General features: G+C 71.8%; 15 protein-coding genes. 9 read left to right on the top strand and 6 right to left on the bottom strand.

Annotated elements, in window-relative coordinates; translation table 11 throughout:
- Positions 1-178 precede the first annotated feature (178 nt).
- Positions 179-4666, top strand: coding sequence for a HAMP domain-containing protein (locus ACIRPH_RS25290; RefSeq protein WP_402918682.1), 4488 nt, complete (start codon positions 179-181; stop codon positions 4664-4666).
- Between the two features lie 6 nt (positions 4667-4672).
- Positions 4673-5311, top strand: a complete 639-nt coding sequence (locus ACIRPH_RS25285) for a two-component system response regulator (RefSeq protein ID WP_402918680.1) — start codon at positions 4673-4675, stop codon at positions 5309-5311.
- A gap of 489 nt (positions 5312-5800) precedes the next feature.
- Here ACIRPH_RS25285 and ACIRPH_RS25280 read toward each other — a convergent pair whose 3' ends face one another.
- Complete coding sequence (locus ACIRPH_RS25280; RefSeq protein ID WP_402918678.1) at positions 5801-6967, bottom strand: PAS domain-containing protein; 1167 nt, start codon at positions 6965-6967, stop codon at positions 5801-5803.
- A 103-nt stretch (positions 6968-7070) separates the two neighbouring features.
- On the opposite strand from ACIRPH_RS25280, the gene ACIRPH_RS25275 reads away from it, so the two are divergent.
- The gene (locus tag ACIRPH_RS25275) at positions 7071-7826 is read left to right on the top strand and encodes an ANTAR domain-containing response regulator (RefSeq protein WP_402918676.1); all 756 of its coding nucleotides are present in this window, start codon (positions 7071-7073) and stop codon (positions 7824-7826) included.
- Between the two features lie 52 nt (positions 7827-7878).
- Positions 7879-8226, top strand: a complete 348-nt coding sequence (locus ACIRPH_RS25270; RefSeq protein WP_402918674.1) for an STAS domain-containing protein — start codon at positions 7879-7881, stop codon at positions 8224-8226.
- Here ACIRPH_RS25270 and ACIRPH_RS25265 read toward each other — a convergent pair.
- Complete coding sequence (locus ACIRPH_RS25265) at positions 8216-9148, bottom strand: anti-sigma factor RsbA family regulatory protein (RefSeq protein ID WP_402918672.1); 933 nt, start codon at positions 9146-9148, stop codon at positions 8216-8218. The two genes, ACIRPH_RS25270 and ACIRPH_RS25265, sit on opposite strands and share 11 nt — an antisense overlap.
- Positions 9149-9234: 86 nt before the next feature.
- Positions 9235-10512, bottom strand: coding sequence for a glycosyltransferase (locus tag ACIRPH_RS25260; RefSeq protein ID WP_402918670.1), 1278 nt, complete (start codon positions 10510-10512; stop codon positions 9235-9237).
- A 770-nt stretch (positions 10513-11282) separates the two neighbouring features.
- Here ACIRPH_RS25260 and ACIRPH_RS25255 point away from each other — a divergent pair.
- The gene (locus tag ACIRPH_RS25255) at positions 11283-12044 is read left to right on the top strand and encodes a PP2C family serine/threonine-protein phosphatase (RefSeq protein ID WP_267946617.1); all 762 of its coding nucleotides are present in this window, start codon (positions 11283-11285) and stop codon (positions 12042-12044) included.
- Positions 12045-12172: 128 nt separating this feature from the next.
- Here the strand turns inward: ACIRPH_RS25255 and ACIRPH_RS25250 are convergent, their stop codons facing one another.
- The 3 genes from ACIRPH_RS25250 to ACIRPH_RS25240 all read right to left on the bottom strand — a co-directional run bounded on the left by ACIRPH_RS25250 (position 12173) and on the right by ACIRPH_RS25240 (position 14062).
- The gene (locus ACIRPH_RS25250) at positions 12173-12850 is read right to left on the bottom strand and encodes a copper resistance protein CopC (protein ID WP_402918667.1); all 678 of its coding nucleotides are present in this window, start codon (positions 12848-12850) and stop codon (positions 12173-12175) included.
- A gap of 76 nt (positions 12851-12926) precedes the next feature.
- Positions 12927-13502, bottom strand: coding sequence for a copper resistance protein (locus tag ACIRPH_RS25245; RefSeq protein ID WP_402918665.1), 576 nt, complete (start codon positions 13500-13502; stop codon positions 12927-12929).
- A 296-nt stretch (positions 13503-13798) separates the two neighbouring features.
- Positions 13799-14062 (bottom strand): WhiB family transcriptional regulator, encoded by a 264-nt coding sequence (locus ACIRPH_RS25240; RefSeq protein ID WP_402918663.1) that lies wholly within the window; start codon positions 14060-14062, stop codon positions 13799-13801.
- A 781-nt stretch (positions 14063-14843) separates the two neighbouring features.
- Here ACIRPH_RS25240 and ectA point away from each other — a divergent pair.
- The 4 genes from ectA (at position 14844) to ehuB (ending at position 18606) form a co-directional block, all read left to right on the top strand.
- On the top strand, positions 14844-15353 hold the full coding sequence (ectA, locus tag ACIRPH_RS25235) for a diaminobutyrate acetyltransferase (RefSeq protein ID WP_402919101.1): 510 nt from the start codon (positions 14844-14846) through the stop codon (positions 15351-15353).
- A gap of 89 nt (positions 15354-15442) precedes the next feature.
- Positions 15443-16708 carry a diaminobutyrate--2-oxoglutarate transaminase gene (gene ectB / locus ACIRPH_RS25230; RefSeq protein ID WP_402918661.1) on the top strand — a complete coding sequence of 422 codons (1266 nt, stop codon included), beginning with the start codon at positions 15443-15445 and terminating at the stop codon, positions 16706-16708.
- A 130-nt stretch (positions 16709-16838) separates the two neighbouring features.
- Positions 16839-17240 (top strand): ectoine synthase, encoded by a 402-nt coding sequence (locus tag ACIRPH_RS25225; RefSeq protein WP_267946611.1) that lies wholly within the window; start codon positions 16839-16841, stop codon positions 17238-17240.
- A 514-nt stretch (positions 17241-17754) separates the two neighbouring features.
- Positions 17755-18606 (top strand): ectoine/hydroxyectoine ABC transporter substrate-binding protein EhuB, encoded by an 852-nt coding sequence (ehuB, locus tag ACIRPH_RS25220; RefSeq protein ID WP_402919099.1) that lies wholly within the window; start codon positions 17755-17757, stop codon positions 18604-18606.

Raw genomic sequence — 18606 nt, 5'->3', positions numbered from 1 at the left:
GGGCACTGCGGGGGGTTCGGGGCGGGGTGTTCCCCCATTGGTGCCGCGCCCCCCTCGGGCCCCCCGGCGCGGGGCCCCCCGGCGGGGGCCCCCCCCCCCCCGGGGGGGGGCCCCGCCCCCGGGCCGGGGCGCACCGGCGGGACACAGAGGTGACCAGGCAGGTTGAGGAGGGGGTTCGATGCCCGAGGCGGTCAAGGAACTGGTGGCCGACGACCAGCTCGACGAGATTCTGCGTGCCCTGTACCGCATGCGCGACGGCGACTTCAGCGTCCGCCTCCGGAAGCGCGGCAGCGGCACGGTCCGGGAGATCGCCTCCGTCTTCAACGAGGTGGTGGACCACAGCGAGCAGCTGAGCAAGGAGCTCCAGCGGGTCGGCGACGTCGTCCGCGACGAGGGGCGGCTCAACGAGCGCGTCAACGTCAACCCCTCCCGCGGGGCGTGGGGCGAGAGCGCCCAGGCCCTGAACGAGCTCCTGGACGAGGTCGCCGAACCCCTGTCCGAGGTCGCCCAGGTCCTGGACTCGGTCGCGGAGGGCCGGCTGAGCCGCCGCGCCTCCACCGAGGGCCGCCGCGGCGAGCTCCGGGGCGACCTGCTCCGGCTGGCCACCACCGTCAACCGCATGGCCGACCAGATGAGCGGGTTCACCCAGGAGGTCACCCGCGTGGCCCGCGAGGTGGGCACCGAGGGCAAGCTCGGCGGCTCCGCGCGGGTCGAGGGCGTCTCCGGCGCCTGGCGCGAGGTCACCGAGTCCGTCAACCAGATGGCGTCCCGCCTCACCGTGCAGGTCCGCGACATCTCCGAGGTGACGACGGCCGTGGCCCGGGGTGATCTGAGCAAGAAGATCACCATCGACGTCCAGGGCGAGATGCTCGACCTCAAGGACACCGTCAACACGATGGTGGACCAGCTGTCCACGTTCGCGGACGAGGTCACGCGCGTGGCCCGCGAGGTGGGCACCGAGGGCAAGCTCGGCGGCCGGGCCAACGTGCGCGGCGTGCAGGGCATCTGGAAGGACCTCACCGAGAACGTCAACTCGATGGCGGACAACCTGACCAACCAGGTGCGGGACATCTCACAGGTCACGACGGCGGTGGCCAGGGGCGACCTGACCCAGAAGGTCCAGGTCGACGTGCAGGGCGAGATGCTGGCCCTGAAGAACACCGTGAACACCATGGTCGACCAGCTCGACTCCTTCGCCGACGAGGTCACGCGCGTGGCGCGCGAGGTCGGCACCGAGGGCAAGCTGGGCGGTCGCGCCAACGTCAAGGGCGTGTCGGGCATCTGGAAGGACCTGACCGACAACGTCAACTCCATGGCCAACAGCCTCACCTACCAGGTCCGCAACATCTCCCAGGTGACAACCGCCGTCGCCGCCGGCGACCTCACCAAGAAGATCACCGTGGACGCCCAGGGCGAGATGATGGAGCTGAAGGACACCATCAACAAGATGGTGGACCAGCTCGACTCCTTCGCCAGCGAGGTCACCCGGGTGGCGCGCGAGGTGGGCACGGAGGGCAAGCTCGCCGGTCAGGCCCACGTCCGCGACGTCTCCGGGGTCTGGAAGGACCTGACGGACAACGTCAACTCCATGGCCAACAACCTGACCTACCAGGTGCGGCAGATCTCCATGGTCACGCGCGCGGTCGCGGCGGGCGACCTGACCAAGAAGGTCACGGTCAACGCCAAGGGGGAGATCCTCGAACTCAAGGACACCATCAACGTGATGGTCGACCAGCTGTCCGCGTTCGCCGACGAGGTCACGCGGGTCGCCCGCGAGGTCGGCACCGAGGGCAAGCTGGGCGGTCGCGCCAACGTCAAGGGCGTGTCCGGCATCTGGAACGACCTCACCGAGAACGTCAACTCGATGTCGCACAACCTCACCACGCAGGTGCGCAACATCTCCGAGGTGACGACGGCGGTCGCGGCCGGAGACCTCACGAAGAAGATCGACGTCAACGCCCAGGGCGAGATCCTGGAGGTCAAGACGACGGTCAACACCATGGTGGACCAGCTGTCGGCCTTCGCCACGGAGGTCACCCGCGTCGCCCACGAGGTGGGCAGCCAGGGCCAGCTGGGCGGCCAGGCCAAGGTCGAGGGCGTCTCGGGCACCTGGAAGCAGCTCACCGACAGCGTCAACGGGCTGGCGGGCAACCTCACCACGCAGGTGCGCGCGATCGCCGAGGTGGCCAGCGCCGTCGCCGAGGGCGACCTGACCCGCAACATCCAGGTCGACGCCCGCGGCGAGATGGAGCAGCTCAAGGACAACATCAACCTGATGGTGTCCAACCTGCGCGAGACCACCGCCACCCAGCGCGACGCCGACTGGCTCAAGTCCAACGTGGCCCGCATCTCCGGCCACATCCAGGGCCACCGCGACCTCAAGGAGCTGGCCCGCCTCATCATGACCGAGGTGACGCCGCTCATCGGCGCGCAGCACGGAGCCTGCTACCTGCCCGAGGCCCAGGACGACGAGGAGAACTTCCTCTTCTACGCGGGGTTCGGCTTCGAGCCGGGCGAGAGCCGCCGACGCGTCCGCAAGGGCGTCGGGCTCATCGGCGAGGCCCTCTCCCAGCAGGTCGAACAGCAGGTCGGCAACATCCCGCCGGGGTACGTCAAGGTCGAGTCCGGCCTGGGCGAGGCCTCGCCCCGCAACCTGTACATCCTCCCGATCGTCTCGGAGGAGCGGGCCCTCGGCGTCGTGGAGTTCGCCTCCTACGGCGAGTTCCGCGAGATCCACAAGAACTTCCTGCGCCAGCTGGTCTCCCTGCTCGGCACGACGATCAACACCATCCTCGCCAACAACCGCACCGAACACCTGCTGGAGCAGTCGCAGCAGCTCACCAGCCAGCTGCGGGAGCGCTCGAACGAGCTCCAGCGCCAGCAGGAGGAGCTGCGCGGCAAGAACGCCGAACTCCGGCAGAAGGCCACCCAGCTCGCCAACCAGAACAGGGCCATCGAGCTCCAGAACCAGCAGATCCAGCGGTCCAGGAACGCGCTGGAGGAGCGGGCGCACCAGCTCCAGGTCTCCTCCAAGTACAAGTCCGAGTTCCTGGCGAACATGTCGCACGAGCTGCGCACACCGCTCAACAGCCTGCTCATCCTGGCGCGCCTGCTCGCCGACAACGGGGAGCAGAACCTCTCGCCCAAGCAGGTCGAGTTCGCCCAGACCATCCACAAGGCGGGCAGCGACCTGCTGCTGCTCATCGACGAGATCCTCGACCTGTCCAAGGTGGAGGCGGGCCGCGCGGAGGTCCAGCCGAGCGAGGTGTCCATCGGGCAGCTGGTGGACTACGTCGAGGCGACCTTCCGCCCGGTCACGGGCGAGCAGGGGCTCGCGTTCGCGGTGGACGTGTCGCCGGACATCCCGGGGACGCTGTGGACCGACGAGCAGAGGCTCCAGCAGATACTGCGCAACCTGCTGTCCAACGCCGTCAAGTTCACGCCGCAGGGCGAGGTGCGCCTCCTCATCGAGCCCGCGTGGGCGCTGGAGGACGCCGATCTGGAGATGTTCGAGGAGAACGAGGAGGTCATCGCCTTCACGGTCGCGGACACCGGGATCGGCATCGCCGAGGACAAGCTCCAGGTCATCTTCGAGGCCTTCCACCAGGGCGACGGCGGCACGTCGCGCAGGTTCGGCGGCACGGGCCTCGGCCTGTCCATCAGCCGGAACTTCGCCCGCCTGCTCGGCGGTGAGATCCGGGTGCAGAGCGTCGCGAACCAGGGCTCGACCTTCACGCTGCTGCTGCCGGTCCGCCTTCCCGAGGACGCCGGGGACCGGGACGACCAGGCGGTCGGCGTGTCCTCGGTGCCCATGCCGGAGACCGGCCGCGGCGACACCGACCCCGCCCAGGACGCCTTCGGGGTCGGGTTCGGGACGGGCGTCCCGATCAACGACGACTTCGCCATGCCGGACGAGGACTTCGACGCGGCGGTGGCCGCCCTCACCGACATCGGCCACGAGCCGCTGCCCACCGTCCCGGTGCTCAAGGCGCCCGAGCCGGCCGCACCGGCCGGGGGAGAGGCCGCGGAGGAGCCCAAGGAGGCCGAGGCGCGCACCGACCCCGAGCGGCGCGCCGTCCTGGCCGGCCAGCGGGTCCTCATCGTCGACGACGACGTGCGCAACGTCTTCGCCCTGACCAGTGCCCTGGAGGCACAGGGGCTGGAGGTGCTCTACGCCGACAACGGCCACGCGGGCATCGCCAGGCTGGAGGCCAACGAGGACATCTCCCTCGTCCTCATGGACGTGATGATGCCGGAGCTGGACGGCAACCAGACGACCCAGCGCATCCGGGAGATGCCGCAGTTCGCCGACCTGCCGATCATCTCGCTCACCGCCAAGGCCATGCAGGGCGACCGCGAGCGCAGCCTCGCGGCGGGCGCCACGGACTACGTGACCAAGCCCGTCGACCTGGACCACCTGCTCGACGTCATGCGGCGCTGGCTCACCGCCGGCCGTGAGGAGACCATCGCCGGAGCGGCGGCCGAGGACGCCGCCGCGGCGGCCTCCGCCGACGCGGGGACCGGGGCCGACGGCGAGGACGACACACGGACCGGGCAGAATGGCGCGACGGCCGGCGACGGCGACGACACCCGCACCGGTACCAGGGATAACAACGACCCGAACGGGGACACTGGCACCAGCACCCCGACCGAAGACCTGGAGTAACCCGAAGTGACCCAGAAGGCCAACATCCTTCTCGTCGACGACCGCGACGAGAACCTGATCGCGCTGGAGGCCGCCCTCACGTCCCTCGACCAGAACCTGGTCCGTGCGAACTCCGGGGAGGAGGCGCTCAAGCACCTCCTGGGCACCGACTTCGCGGTCATCCTGCTCGACGTGGTCATGCCGGGGATGGACGGGTTCGAGACCGCCGCCCACATCAAGCAGCGCGAGAAGACCAAGGACGTGCCGATCATCTTCCTGACGGCACAGGAGATCGACCGGCACCAGGTCTTCCGCGGCTACGCGTCGCGCGCGGTCGACTTCCTGCTCAAGCCCTTCGACCCCTGGGTGCTGCGCTCCAAGGTCGAGGTGTTCGTGGAGCTGCACCAGCTCAAGGCGCAGATGCGCGAGCAGGCCCGCGCCCTCCAGCGCGACCTCGGACAGGAGACCGGGGAGCCGGGCAAGGTCCTGGCCGAGCAGCTGGCGCAGCGCTCCCGGCAGGTGCAGGCCGACCTCGCCGAACTGCGCGAGCACATCGTCACCAACTACCAGGACGTGGACCAGCCCCTCGTCAACGGCGTGCGCCGGATGGACCGGTCGGTGTCGCAGCTGTCCACACTGGTGGACACCCTGCACGGCCCCGAGTAGGGCCGTGCCCGCCGTGGGGCCCCGCCGTACTGCGGTGGGGCTCCGCCCCGGGTCCGGGCGCCTGGGAGCCGGGGTGCTTCCTGTGTTTGCCGTGGGGCTCCGCTCCGCTTCGCCCCGGGGTTCGGGCGCCTTGAGGCCGGTGTGCTCCGTCCTCGTCTGCGCCTGCCGCTCGTTCCCCGCTCGCGGCTCGACCCCTGCTGTCCTTGGGGCTCCGCTCCGCTTCGCCCCGGGGTTCGGGCGCCTTGAGGCCGGTGTGCTTCGTCCTCGTCTGCGCCTGCCGCTCGTTCCTCGCTCGCGGCTCGACTCGTCCTGCAGCACCCCGGCGGCGCCCTCACGGACAACCCCCCGGGAAGCAGGGGTTCGTTCTCACTCGCACCCCCGGGGCAGGGATCGGCTGGCACCGGCCCCGCCGGGGCGGAGTCGGCCGGCGCGCACACCCCGGGGGCGGGGCTGCGCCCACGCGGACCTCCCCTGGAACGGGGAGCGGGCTCAGGGGACGGGGCGGGGAGGGAGCGCGAGTCCGATGTGCTCGCCGATCTCCTCGATGAGCCCCAGGTCGGCGAGGCGGAAGCTGCTGCGGCTGCTGCGGCGGATCAGGGTGAGCGCCCCGCGCACGCCCCGGCTCCCCCGGAGCGGGACGGAGAGGAGCGATCCGGCCCCGAGGACCGCGAGCAGGGGAGCGCCCGACCCGGCGCTGCCCAGCACCGACTCGTCCTCGATGAGGGGGAACAGCAGGGACTGGCCCCGGCCGAGCACCTCGCCGGGGATCTCCGAGTCCCCGGGCGGCACGGCCGCGACCTCCTCCCGCACACCGGGCGCCGCGTCGGGGGGACCGGCGACCACGGCGCGCCGGGCGGCCCCGGGGTCGGTGGGCAGGTCGCACACGTCCACGACCACCCAGTCCGCGTAGGAGTCGGCGAGCAGTTCGGCGGCGTCCGCGAGGGCGAGCGGTTTTCCGGCCCCGCCCGGCCCCGCGGACCGCAGCAGCAGCCGCGTCATCCTCGTCAGGACGTCCAGCCTGCGCGCGGCGAGGACCACCACCTGGTCCTCCACCTCCGGTTCGAGCGGGGACGGGGCCTCCTCCTCGGCCCCGTTCATCGGCGGCGACATCGCCACCAGCACCAGCGGGTTCGGCTCGGTCGGCAGCTCCAGGCGCGTCAGGGTGAGGTGGACGTCCTCCGCCCACCCGCGCTGCGCCAGCCGCGACTCCAGCGAGGCCGGCCCGTCGCCGCGCAGCACGGCCGCGAGCCAGGACTGCATCGCCGCCCGTTTGCGCAGGTCCACGAAGTGGGCGAAGGTCTTCCCGGTGAGGTAGCCCGGCGCGCTGCCCAGCTGGGCGGCCCCCGCGTTGTTGATCCGCCTGATGTACCCCTCGTGGTCCAGCAGCAGGACCGGGACGCTGAGCTCCGTGAACACGGCCCGGAGCAGGTTGCGGTCGTCGTCGTTCTGGCGGCGCGGCCCGGGCTGGCTGTGGGCGCGGGCCAGCTGCGCCCCCGCGTCGTTGAGCAGGCGCTCCGCGTACTCCAGCTCCGCGAGGGCCGCCTCGGCGGTGCCCTCGGCGTCGTCCGGGTACGTCGTGTGCGTGTTGCGGAGGGCGACTATCCTCTCGCCGAGAGCAGTGGTCTCGCGTTGCAACGCGGCGAGGTTCTCCGGCACGCTCAGGGCTCCCGTCGTGGCTGGTCTCTCCCGGATGTCCGGGTCCGTGGTCCCCAAGGTTACGGTTAGCGGGTGAGCCCCGGACGCGGAAGGAGGCCCCGCCGTGTGGATCGAACGCCTGGCCCGCGACATCGGTGCGCTGGGACAGGCGGAGAACACCACCCTCGAACGCGCCCTCGACCAGATGAGCAGGGCCGCCGCCTTCGGGGTCCCCGGCTGCTCGGCCGCGCTCGTCGTGCTGTGGCGCGAGGTCGAGGGGGCCGACGGGACGGTCCGCCACGTGGTGACCGACTACGGCGCCTCCCACGCCGACCTCTCCGCCGCCTTCGAGCACCAGTACACGACCGACCAGGGCCCGACGGTGGAGGCCGTGCGGGAGATGGCCCGGGTCAGGGTCGCCGACGTGCTCCGCGAACCCCACCGGTGGCCGAGCTACACCGCCATGGCCGTCCAGTGCGGCGACCGCTCCTCCATCACCCTGCCCAGCCTCCTGTCCGGCGACGGGGCCGACGACGGCCGCGTGGTCACGTTCGGGGTGCACTCCGGCCGCGCCGACGCCTTCGACGAGCAGGTCGTCGCGCCGCTCACCGCACTGCTGGCGGAGCACGCGGCGGCGGCCCTGCACACGGTGGGGCGCCAGGCCGACGTGGCGCGCGAGACCGCGCACATGCGCCGGGCGATGTCCGCGCGCACGTACATCGACCAGGCCAAGGGCATCATCATGCACGCGCGCGGCTGCGACGCGGACACGGCCTTCTCCGCGCTGCGGGAGGTCGCCCAGCGCAACCGCAAGCGGGTCGTGGACGTGGCCAGGGACCTGGTCATGGAGAACACGGCGGGTGACGAGTCCGGAGCGTGATCGAAAACCGCCATGATGAGGCTCCGACCCGCAGCGACAAGGAGAAGCGACCGTGACGTCAGACATCTCGATCCGTCGCGAGCATGACGTCGTCGTCGTCACCCCCGTGGGGGAGATGGACGCGGTGACCTCTCCCGGCCTGGCCGACGTCCTGGAGGAGGTCCTGGCCGCCGACCGGCCGCGGGGCGTGGTGGTGGACCTCGCCAAGGTCGGCTTCTGCGACTCCCGCTGCATCGGGGTGCTCGTCGCGGCCTTCCGGCGCGGCCGGGACCTGGACGTGGGGTTCGTGGTCGCCGAGCCGCAGCAGCAGGTCAACCGCCTGTTCGTGATAGCCGGCATCGACCAGGTCATCCCGATCGTGCCGAGCACCGGCGAGGCGGTCGACTCGCTCAGGGGCTGAGCCCCCCGAGCCCGTCCACGAAGTGCAGCCGTACCGTCGACCCCCCGCCGTCCCCGCTGATCTCCAGGAAGTCGCAGCTCTGGCGGGTGATCCACAGCCCGTACCCGCGCGGGCGCATGCTGTCGGCGGGACGGTAGCCCGCCAGCGGGTCGGCGAGGCCCCCGTGCTCGTCGAACACGTCGCACACCCACCGGTCGGGTCCCCGCCAGAGGCTGACGGAGCCCTTGCCCGCCCCGTGCTCCAGCACGTTCGCGGCCAGCTCGTTCACGGCCACGACGAGGCTCTCGGCCCGGTGCCGCGCCAGGCTCAGGGACGCGCAGAGCGCGGTCAGCTCACGGCGCAGCCGGGGGAGCGACAGCCCGATCTCCAACCGGTGGACGGGCCCGCGGGCCGGCAGGGGGTCCGGCGCGGCCGGCAGGGCGCCGAACGCCGCCGTGCCCAGGTAGCCGGGGTTGGGGCCGGGCCCCTCGGGGCCCACCAGCGCCGGATGGGTGGCGCGCACCGCCGCGCGGGCCCCCGGGCCGAGCACCCGCCCGTCGTAGGCGCACAGCAGGCGCAGGTTCAGGGGCGCCAGCGCCGTGCTCAGGACCGACTCCAGGCGCAGCCACTCGCGCGTCTCCGTGCCCGATCCGGAGGGGGGCGGTGGCTCCGCCACCAGCGCCACGGGCTCGTGGGCGAGGGTCAGGCGGTGCAGGGCCGCCAGGGTGCGCCCAGGGGCCTCGTAGAGCCCGTCCCTGTCGAGCACGTGGACGCGCGCGCCCTCCGCCGGGGACAGGGACCCGACGAGCGCTGCGGCGCGGGCCCCGGAGACGGCGAGCACCGCGTGGGCGTCGCCGCCCAGCGCGGACCGCAGCCGCTCCAGGGCCGTGTCGTGGAACCGCCCCTCGCTCTCGAAGAGGAGTCCCTGGTGCTCGAAGGTCATCGGCGCACGGCTCCGCGCCCCGGCCGCCCGGAGGGGGCTCCGCCGGGCTCGGGACACGGACACGGGGGGATGGGAGACCACACGGATCAGCGGGTGGCCCCGGACAGCAGGAGGCTGTCCGTCTCGCCCCCGTCGGCGCCCTCGTCCTCCGCCGGCTGCGGGCGCGACCGGTCGTAGGCGATCTCGGTCTCCACGGCGATCCGCTGCCACGTGAACCGCGAGCGGGCGCGGTCCACGGCGGCGATCCCGTACGCGGTGCTCATGGTCGGGGTGTTGAGCACGGCGCGCACGGAACGGGCGACCTCGTCCGGCCGGCCGAACCGCATCAGCACGCCGCTGGTGCGGTGCAGGACCGCGCCGGGGGTCGCGCCGGTCGCGGTGGCCACGACGGGCAGACCGCAGGCCATGGCCTCCAGGACGGCGCCGCCGTAGGGGTCGTAGGAGGCGGCGGACACGTACACGTCGGCCGAGCGCAGCAGGCGCGGGAGCTCCTTGCGCTCGACCGGCCCGACCAGGTGGACGCGGTCGTCGACGCCGGCCTCCTTGGCCAGGAGCTCCACCCGGCGGGCGTTCTCGTCGAGGGCGACGTCGAGGTCCTCGGCGGTGGAGACGATGAGCAGCTCCGCCTCGGGCAGCCGGGTCATGGACTCGACGAGGCGGTCGGCGCCGCCGGCCTCCGTCAGGGAGGTGACCGACACCAGCCGTGCGCGCTCCTCGCGCCGGGAGGTCCAGTGCTCGGCCGAGGTCCCGCCCTCCATGCTGAAGTGGTCGGGGTCCACGCCGAAGGGCACGACGCTCACGTGGTGCCGGGGCACGCCCAGGCGCGCCAGCTCGCCCTGCTGGTCGGTGGAGTTGACCAGGACGTGGTCGGCGCGGGAGGCGAGGATCGTCTCCATGCGGGCGCGCTCGGGGTGGTGGGACAGCCCGGAGCGCTGTTCGCTGGCGTTGAGGGAGTGGAAGGTCTGGACGATGGGGGTCCCGCTCTGGTCGCTCTCGCTGTGCGCCTGGGCGTGCAGCGCCGCCAGGCCGCTGGTCCAGCCGATGGCGTGCAGGACGTCGGGCGCGTCCTCGTCCAGGACCGCGGCCAGGGCGGTGCCGAAGGCGCCGGTGTGCTCGGCGTGCTCCTCGGCGGGGAGCGGGCTGGCGGGCCCGGCGTCGAGGTAGGTGACGGAGACGCCCCGCGCCATCCGGGTGCGCCCCTCCGGCTGTTCGGGGTCGCTGCGACGGGCGTAGACCGTCACCTTGTGACCGAGTTTGGCCAGCTGCCGGGAGAGCGCGCAGACGTGCAGGCTCGCGGGGCAGGCGGGCTCGCCCCGGTGGGCGGGGAGGGGGTTGGCGTGTTCGGCGATCATGGCGATCTTCACTGGGCTGGACTCCTTGGGCGAGAACGGTGCCCGTCGTAGGTGCGAACGCCCGAGGTGACTCCGGAGCGGGGATCGGAATCCCCCCGGGCGGGACGGCGGCTGTGCGATCCAGGGGAGAGCGGGCGCACGGGTCGGGAACGCCCGGGCACAGCGGGTGGTGGACGCCGGGCAGCACTGACGGCCGCGTGCACGGAGGGCACGCGGCTGCTGCGGGGCGAACCGGGAAAGGAAGAGAGGCAGGGCAGACGCACAGTGATCACACCAAACGACCGTCGAAGGAGATCGAGGACCGCGGGCGCGACGGAGTCGCGGCGCACGCGGCGGGTCGTGTGTGTCTGCGTCTTAGACACCCAACGGGGCCCATTCTGCCAGACGCCTCGTGGGCGGACAACGCAGGGCCCGTCTCGCGCCATGCCCCAAGGAGACTTCGGGGCAGACCGTAATACCCCGGGTACCCCTGTGCGCTGGGGGTTCTCCGTACCCGACGATCGGCCCTGTCGGGCGCGCGTGGACGCCGCTACTGTCGGACCGGGACCACGGAAGGCCGCGACACACACCGGAGGCCCACCCGTCACAGCACTTTTATCGGCCGGAACCGGTGCGGGAACTGCATATCCGGGTGTTTTCCGCCATGATGTACGCGGATTTTGACCGACTCCAGCAGTAGGTCGGTACGGTTACAGAATCCAGACGTTGAACGGGACTCGACCAAGGTCCGGCGCGTGGCGCCGGGCAACCGGCCACGGCCGACGAAACGGGAGGAAGGGCGTATGGGTGTCGCTGGTGGGGAAGTCATTGTCACGGCCCTCACGCACCGGGGCGCTATCCGCCCCGCCAACGAGGACGCCGTCGTCATGGGTGCTCTCACCGTCGCCAGTGCGAACATGACCTCTCCGGTCCGCTGCGTGCTGCCGGTGAGCGAGCCCGTCATCCTGGCGGTCGCCGACGGGATCGGCGGGCAGGCCGCGGGAGAGATCGCCTCCGAGCACGCGGTGCACCGCATGGCCGAGATGGGGCCGCGGTTGAACGGCCCCGAGGAGATCGCCCAACTGCTGAGCAACATCGACGAGGAGATCAAGGACCACGCCCTCCAGCACACCGAGTTCTCCGGCATGGGGACCACGGTCGCCGGCGTCCTGCTCAACAACGACGGCAACTTCTGGTTCAACGTCGGCGACTCCCGGACCTACCGCCTGGAGGGACGCCGCCTGCGGCAGCTCTCCGAGGACGACTCCCCTGCGCTTCCCCCCTCCGAGGACGGCCGCCCGGTCACCACGAACTTCATCACCCAGTCCCTGGGCGGCAGTTCCGGCGGCTCGATGGTCCCGCACGTGGGACGCGACGACGCGGCCGACCCGAGCGCCTGGCTCATGTGCAGCGACGGGCTGTCCGACCTCGTCCTCCCCGAGGAGATGGAGCGGATGATCGCCGAGGCCGGCAGCGACGAGGCCGCCGTGCACGCCCTGTGGCAGGCCGCCATGGAGGCCGGCGGCAAGGACAACATCAGCATCCTGCTGGCGCGCCGCGTCTGACCCCGGCTCCGACGCGCGCGGCTCCCGCTCCGCGGGGCCGGGCCGGCACGGGGAGCACACGAAGGGGCCCGTACACCGCGAGGTGTACGGGCCCCTTCCGCTCGCGGACCGCACGGGTCCGCGCCGGCCTACTTCTGATCGGCGCCGCCGCCCGGGCGGTTGCGCGTCCGGACCAGGACGAGCACGACCGCGCCGATGCCCGCGATCGCGACGACGGCCACCACGGCCAGCGCCACGGGGGAGACACCGCCCTCGTCGGCCTCCTCGGCCGAGACCTCCTCCGCGGCGGGCTCCTCGGCGGGCTCGTCCGCCTCCTCGGCGGCCGGCGCCTCGCTCTCGCCCGCCTCCGGCTCCGGAGCCGCGGCGGCCGCGGCCTCCTCGGTCACCGTGAACGTCAGACTGTCCTGGATGGGGTGGCCGTCGGAGGACACGACGCGGAACCCGATGGTGTACTCGCCGGCCTCGTCCAGGGGGCTCAGGGCCACGGACACGTCCGTGCCGTCGAACGAGAGCTCACCGTCCTCGTAGGTGGTCTCCCCGTCCGGTCCCGTCACGACGACGGCACTGCCGCTGCCGCCCTCCATCGGCGCGTTGTTGAAGGTCAGCACGACCTCCTCGGGCACGGTCTCCAGGGTCTGCCCGTCCTCGGGGCTGGAGTCGGTCAGCACGTCGTGGGCCAGCGCGGGCGAGGGGGCCAGCGCCAGTGCCGCGGCGGCGAGGGGGGCGAGGAGGGCGGCGGCCGCGCGCGGGAGCACGCGGGAGGCGGCCCCGGTCCCGGCGACGGGGGTGCTGCTGGTGGTGGTCATGTTCTTCTCTCAGCGTTCGTGGTCGGTTCGCGCCCGGCGCACGGGTCCCCGTACGGGGTCGCGCGGTCCGGGCCTCTCACAGTGCGTACGGGGACGGACCGGGAGGACCCCGGGGCCGGTGCGCCGAGAGCGGGGCGGGGGAGGGCGCCGCGGAACGGGCCGGGGACCGGACCGGAGCCGCGGCGCCGAACGCGAGGCGGGGGGCGAGCAGCGGCGGCAGTGCGCGTGCGAACAGGGCGGCGAGGAACCACAGGGCCGCCTCGCCGTGGGCGAGGAGGGCGGAGGCGAGCAGGGCCGCCCACAGGTGCGCGAGCAGCATGCCGGGCGCGAAGCCGAGCGCGTGCGCGAGGAATCCGTGGCCCGGGGGGTGCCCGGCGCCGAGGGAGCCGAACACGGGGGCGACCGAGCCCTGGAGGACGAGGTGCAGGGCGACCTGGACCGTCGCCATGACGGCGAGGATGTCGCCGAAGCCGCGCATGGCCCGGGTGAAGAACCAGAGCACGGGGAAGAGCACCGCGGTGGCGGCGGCGAACCCGCCGGCGGAGGCGGGGACCTCCGCCCACAGGTTGTGGCCGCCCCAGGCCAGCCCGGTGCACGCCGCGGCGAGGGACGCCGTGCGTGTGAGGCGGAGTGTGCCGTGGGCGGGTCGCACGTGAACGAACCTAGGCCGTGCCCCGGGGGGCCGCAAGATCTCCGAAAGGTGAGAATCGTGCCCCTGGGGTCGCGGTTCCGCACGGAGCGGGAGGGCGGTCCACGGTTGGGCACCTCGCGTTTCCGGTCGGGCGGCCGGGCTCCTCCTGCCGGGCCGCGGGGCGGGGGCGACGCCGGGAGGGGCGGCGGGACGGGGCGCGGACGTGGAAGAGGCCGCCGGGCGCGATCCCCCGCGCTCCCGGCGGCCTCCTCCGTCGCCCTTCGCAGCCTTCGTGCGCAGGCGGACCCGGGGGTCCGCTAACCGGCCGGTACGAGCTCGCGCCGCATGTAGCGTCGCTGCTCGGGGGTGGTGCCACCCCAGACTCCGTGAGCCTCACCGGCACGAAGGGCCCACCGCAGGCACTCTTGGCGAACAGTACAGCTGCGGCAGACGGCGACGGCCTGTTCGGTGTCGGCGCGCCCGATCCCGGTGCTGCTCACCGGGAAGAAGATCTCCGGGTCGTACGAGCGGCAGTTGCCCTGCTCGACCCAGTCCTCGCTCTCGTGGTACAGGCGGTTCACGGGGCGCCTCCGATCCGTGGCTTGGTCCATGGTCCGTGGGCCGCGCCGTGTTCCCGCGGCGGGGCCGGAAGTCCTCCGCCCCGCCCGCGTTCCCGTCGACCGGGCGGAACTGCGGCGAAGCGATGCGACCAAGTGTAGTACTACATGAGGTCGTACTACACGGGGTCTGCTGGAAATCCGCCGAATCATCAAGGACGTTCGACCGTGTCAGCCCCCCTCCGCGCCCCCGGAGGGCGGGGGCGCGGCCGTGCGCGCGGGGCGGGCGGGGGCGGGAAAGCTCGGGAAATTCCAGCGCACGAACCCTTTTCGGCGCCCCGCCGCGTAGCGTGTGACCTGAGGCGCCGTCCCGAAGAGGCGTTATGTCGCGAGGTTCCCACCGAATTGATGTGACTTAACGCACGCTTAATATTGCTCGGTCAAGCTCTATGTTTGACCGTGTCGGACGGCCGCCGCGCGAGGCGTCGCCGCCGCCCGCGCGCGCCGCCCGCACCCGGCCCGCCCGCCGAACCGCCTGATGGGCAGGGCGTGCACCGCGCCATCGGAGCCGCCGCGACTCCCCTTGAAAGCCCTGGTCAGGGCCTTGGTCCGCTGCTAAATAAACGGGCCATACCCGATGCGAACCTCCCGAAACATCTGCGCGGAATCTCTCCGGAACCTCATTGACATTCGTTCGCTAAATTCGATCGACGTGCCACATCTACGAACGAACCTCCAAGCACGCGACCGAACTGACACCGGGGCCGAGAGCCCTGAGACCGCAGGGGCCGCGGGCCGTGGGGACGTGCGCCTCGCGCACCCGTCCCCGGAGGACGGGCCGCACATGTGGCGGCTGGCCCGGGAGACGGGAATGGACGTCAACTCCCCGTACGCCTACGCGCTCTGGTGCCGGGACTTCGCCACGACCAGCGTCGTCGCACGCGACGACGAGGGCCGTGTCGCGGCCTACGTCACCGGTTACGTGCGTCCCGACAGTCCCGACACGTACTTCCTCTGGCAGGTCGCCGTCGACTCCGCGTTCCGCGGACAGCGGCTGGCCCGCCGGATGCTCGACTTCATCGGCGACCGGATCACCGACCGTGGTCTGCGCTATCTCGAAGCGACCGTCACACCCGACAACACCGCTTCCCGTGCGCTGTTCGCGTCGTTCGCCCGGGACCGGGACACCGAGGCGGTGTGGAGTCCGCTCCTGACCGGGGAACACTTCCCCCAGGAGGGGGGCGCCCCCCACGAGCCCGAGGACCTGGTCCGGATCGGTCCGTTCGGGCAGTCACCGGGTCAGGGGCGTGACTGACCATCCGCACCGGATCGACCGATCCCGACCCACCCCGTCGTCCAAGCCATGAGCCCACGAACCTGGGGAAAGGAACCGAGGTACACACGATGGAGACCTTCCAGCGCCTGGAGTCCGAAGTCCGCGGATACTGCCGGAACTGGCCGGTCGTCTTCGACAGGGCGGTCGGAAGCCATGTCTACGACGAGAGCGGCAAGCCTTACCTCGACTTCTTCGCGGGAGCGGGCTCGCTCAACTACGGGCACAACAACCCCGAACTGAAGACCTCGCTCATCGAGTACCTGACGGACGACCGCATCGTCCACAGCCTCGACGCCTACAGCGTGGCCAAACGCGAGTTCCTGGAGACCTTCGAGCAGATCGTGCTCAAACCGCGGGGCCTCGACTACAAGGTGCAGTTCCCCGGTCCTGCGGGCAACAACGCGGTCGAGGCCGCGCTGAAGCTGGCCCGCAAGTACACCGGCCGCTCGACGATCGTGAACTTCACCAACGGCTTCCACGGCATGACCCTGGGGGCCCTGGCCGTCACCGGCAACTCGATGAAGCGCGGCGGCGCGGGCGTGCCGCTCGACCACGTCGCCACGATGCCGTTCGACAACTACCTCGACGGGCGCACGCCCGACTTCCTGTGGCTGCGCAGCCTGCTGGACGACAGCGGCAGCGGACTGGACAAGCCCGCCGCCGTCATCGTCGAGGCGGTCCAGGGCGAGGGCGGCATCAACGTCGCCAGCGCCCAGTGGCTGCGGGAGCTCTCCGACCTCTGCCGCGAGTACGAGATCCTCCTGATCGTCGACGACATCCAGATGGGCTGCGGCCGCACCGGCGACTTCTTCAGCTTCGAGGAGGCCGGGATCACCCCGGACATCGTCACGCTGTCCAAGTCCATCAGCGGCTACGGCCTGCCCATGGCCCTCACCCTGTTCAAGCGCGAGCTGGACGTGTGGGAGCCGGGCGAGCACAACGGCACCTTCCGCGGATTCAACCCGGCGATGGTGACCGGCGCCGAGGCGCTGCGCCGCTTCTGGAGCGACGGCTCCTTCGCCGCCTCCACCAAGGCCAAGGGCGACATGGTCGCCGCGCGCCTGGGGGAGATGGCGGCGGAGCACTCCGCCTTCGGCGCGCACGTGCGCGGTCGCGGGCTCGCCCGGGGCCTGGCCTTCGAGCAGGAGGGCATCGCCAAGAAGGTGGCGGCCGAGTCGTTCTCCCGGGGCCTGCTCCTGGAGACCTCCGGGCCCGAGGACGAGGTCGCGAAACTTCTTCCGCCGCTCACCGCGACGGAGGAGGAACTGACCGCCGGCCTTGACATCATGGCTGACGCGGCCCGTGCCGCGGTCAAGGTGGCGCAGCCGGCCTAGGGCCCGGACGGCGGTTCCACATCCACGCGGTACGGGGTCGGACGGCACTCCCACGAGGGAGGGTCGTCCGGCCCCGCGCCGCGTCGCACCACCCCAGCAAGGCGCAGCAGCGCGTTTAAGGAGCTAGCCAGTGATCGTTCGCAGCATGGACGAGGTCAACGACACCGAGGCCGACATCAAGACGGAGAACTGGCGCAGCCGCCGGATCATCCTGGCCAAGGAGAAGGTGGGATTCTCCTTCCACGAGACCGTCCTGTACGCGGGCACCGAGTCGACCTTCTGGTACGCCAACCACGTCGAGCTCGTGCACTGCATCGAGGGCGAGGCGGAGCTGACCAACGAGGAGACCGGGGAGAAGCACACCATCACCCCGGGCACCCTCTACCTCCTCAACGGCCACGAGAAGCACACCGTCCGTCCCAAGACGGACTTCCGCGTGCTCTGCGTGTTCAACCCGCCCGTGACCGGGCGCGAGGTCCACGACGAGAACGGGGTCTACCCGCTCGTCGTGGAGGAGGACGCCCCCGCGTAGGGCGCCGACACGGCAGCAGGTGGGCGGGATCCGCGTGGCGGACCCCGCCCACGGTCGTTTTCTGGGTTTTGATGAGGGTCTGCGGACCCGGGGGGCGGAACGGGGGAAGGGCGGTGGAGGGCCGACGCCCCAGTGTGACCGGGCCCCGGACCCAGGGTCACCAGGTACAGGTGACCCGCCCTGAACAGGCCGAAAGCCGGGTCACCCGGTGACCGCGTATCCATAACCAGTGCATAACGGACTAAACCCGTCTCGTTACTGCCGGATGTGCTCGGGGAGGGAGACCCCGTGCCGGCGCCGCCGCTCCGTGTCCCGACCGGCGGCCGCAGCCGCGGCCCGGCGCCGCGCACCGCCCGCATCAGGCGTCCCACCATCCGAACGCGCGGCGCACCCGTCCTGCCTTCCCGGCCGGGGGCGCCGCCTCGCGAATCACCGAGGAGCAGTCGTGAAGAAGCAGGTACCAGCGGTCAGCCGAGGAACCTGGGGCCGCCGAGACGCACTCCGACTGGGCGGCGTGGGGCTCGCCACGGTCGGCCTCGCCGCCTGCACCCGGGTCGACGGGGGAGGCGGTGGGGAGGAGGGGGGACAGTCCACCCTGGAACGCCTGCGCGAACAGGGCTTCGTGAGCGTCGGCCTCGCCAACGAGATCCCGTTCGGGTTCATCGACGGCAGCGGGGCCCCCGCCGGGCAGTCCCCGGCCGTCGCCAGGGCGGTCTTCGAGGAGCTGGGCGTCCCGGAGATCCAGCCGACCCCCGTCACCTGGGACGGCCTGATCCCCGGCCTTCAGGCGAACCGATTCGACGTCCTCGCCGCCGGCGTGTTCATCACGCCGGACCGCTGTGGGCAGGTCGCCTTCACCGAGCCCACCGCCACGTCCCCCGAGGCCTTCCTCGTCAACGAGGGCAACCCCGAGGGCATCGAGCACTTCACCTCGTTCGTGGACAACCCCGACCTGACCCTGGCCGTCCTCAACGGCTCGGTCGAGCAGGGCTACGCCGAGTACTTCGAGGTGCCCGAGGGCCAGCTGGAGCTCATCCCCGACCAGACCACCGGCTACGAGCTGCTGGAGGCGGGCCGCGTCGACGCGGTGTCCATGCTGAAGGTCTCCCACGAGTACCTCCTCATCGACCGCGGCGGCCCCTTCGAGGTCACCGAGGCGTTCTTCCCCGAGATCGACGGCCGTGAGGAGAAGGGCTGGGGCGGACTGTGCGTGCGCCAGGAGGACACCGAGCTCCTGGAGGAGATGAACCGCGTCATCGCCGAGTTCAAGGAGAGCGGCCGCCTCCTGGAACTGGGCGAGGAGTGGGGCTTCACCGAGGCGGACCTCCCGGACGACACGACCACCGCCGAACTCTGCGAGGGATGA

Source organism: Nocardiopsis sp. NPDC101807 (genome assembly GCF_044766605.1).
In the GTDB taxonomy this organism is placed as follows: Bacteria; Actinomycetota; Actinomycetes; order Streptosporangiales; family Streptosporangiaceae; genus Nocardiopsis; species Nocardiopsis tropica.
This window is presented reverse-complemented; position numbering and strand designations above follow the sequence as displayed.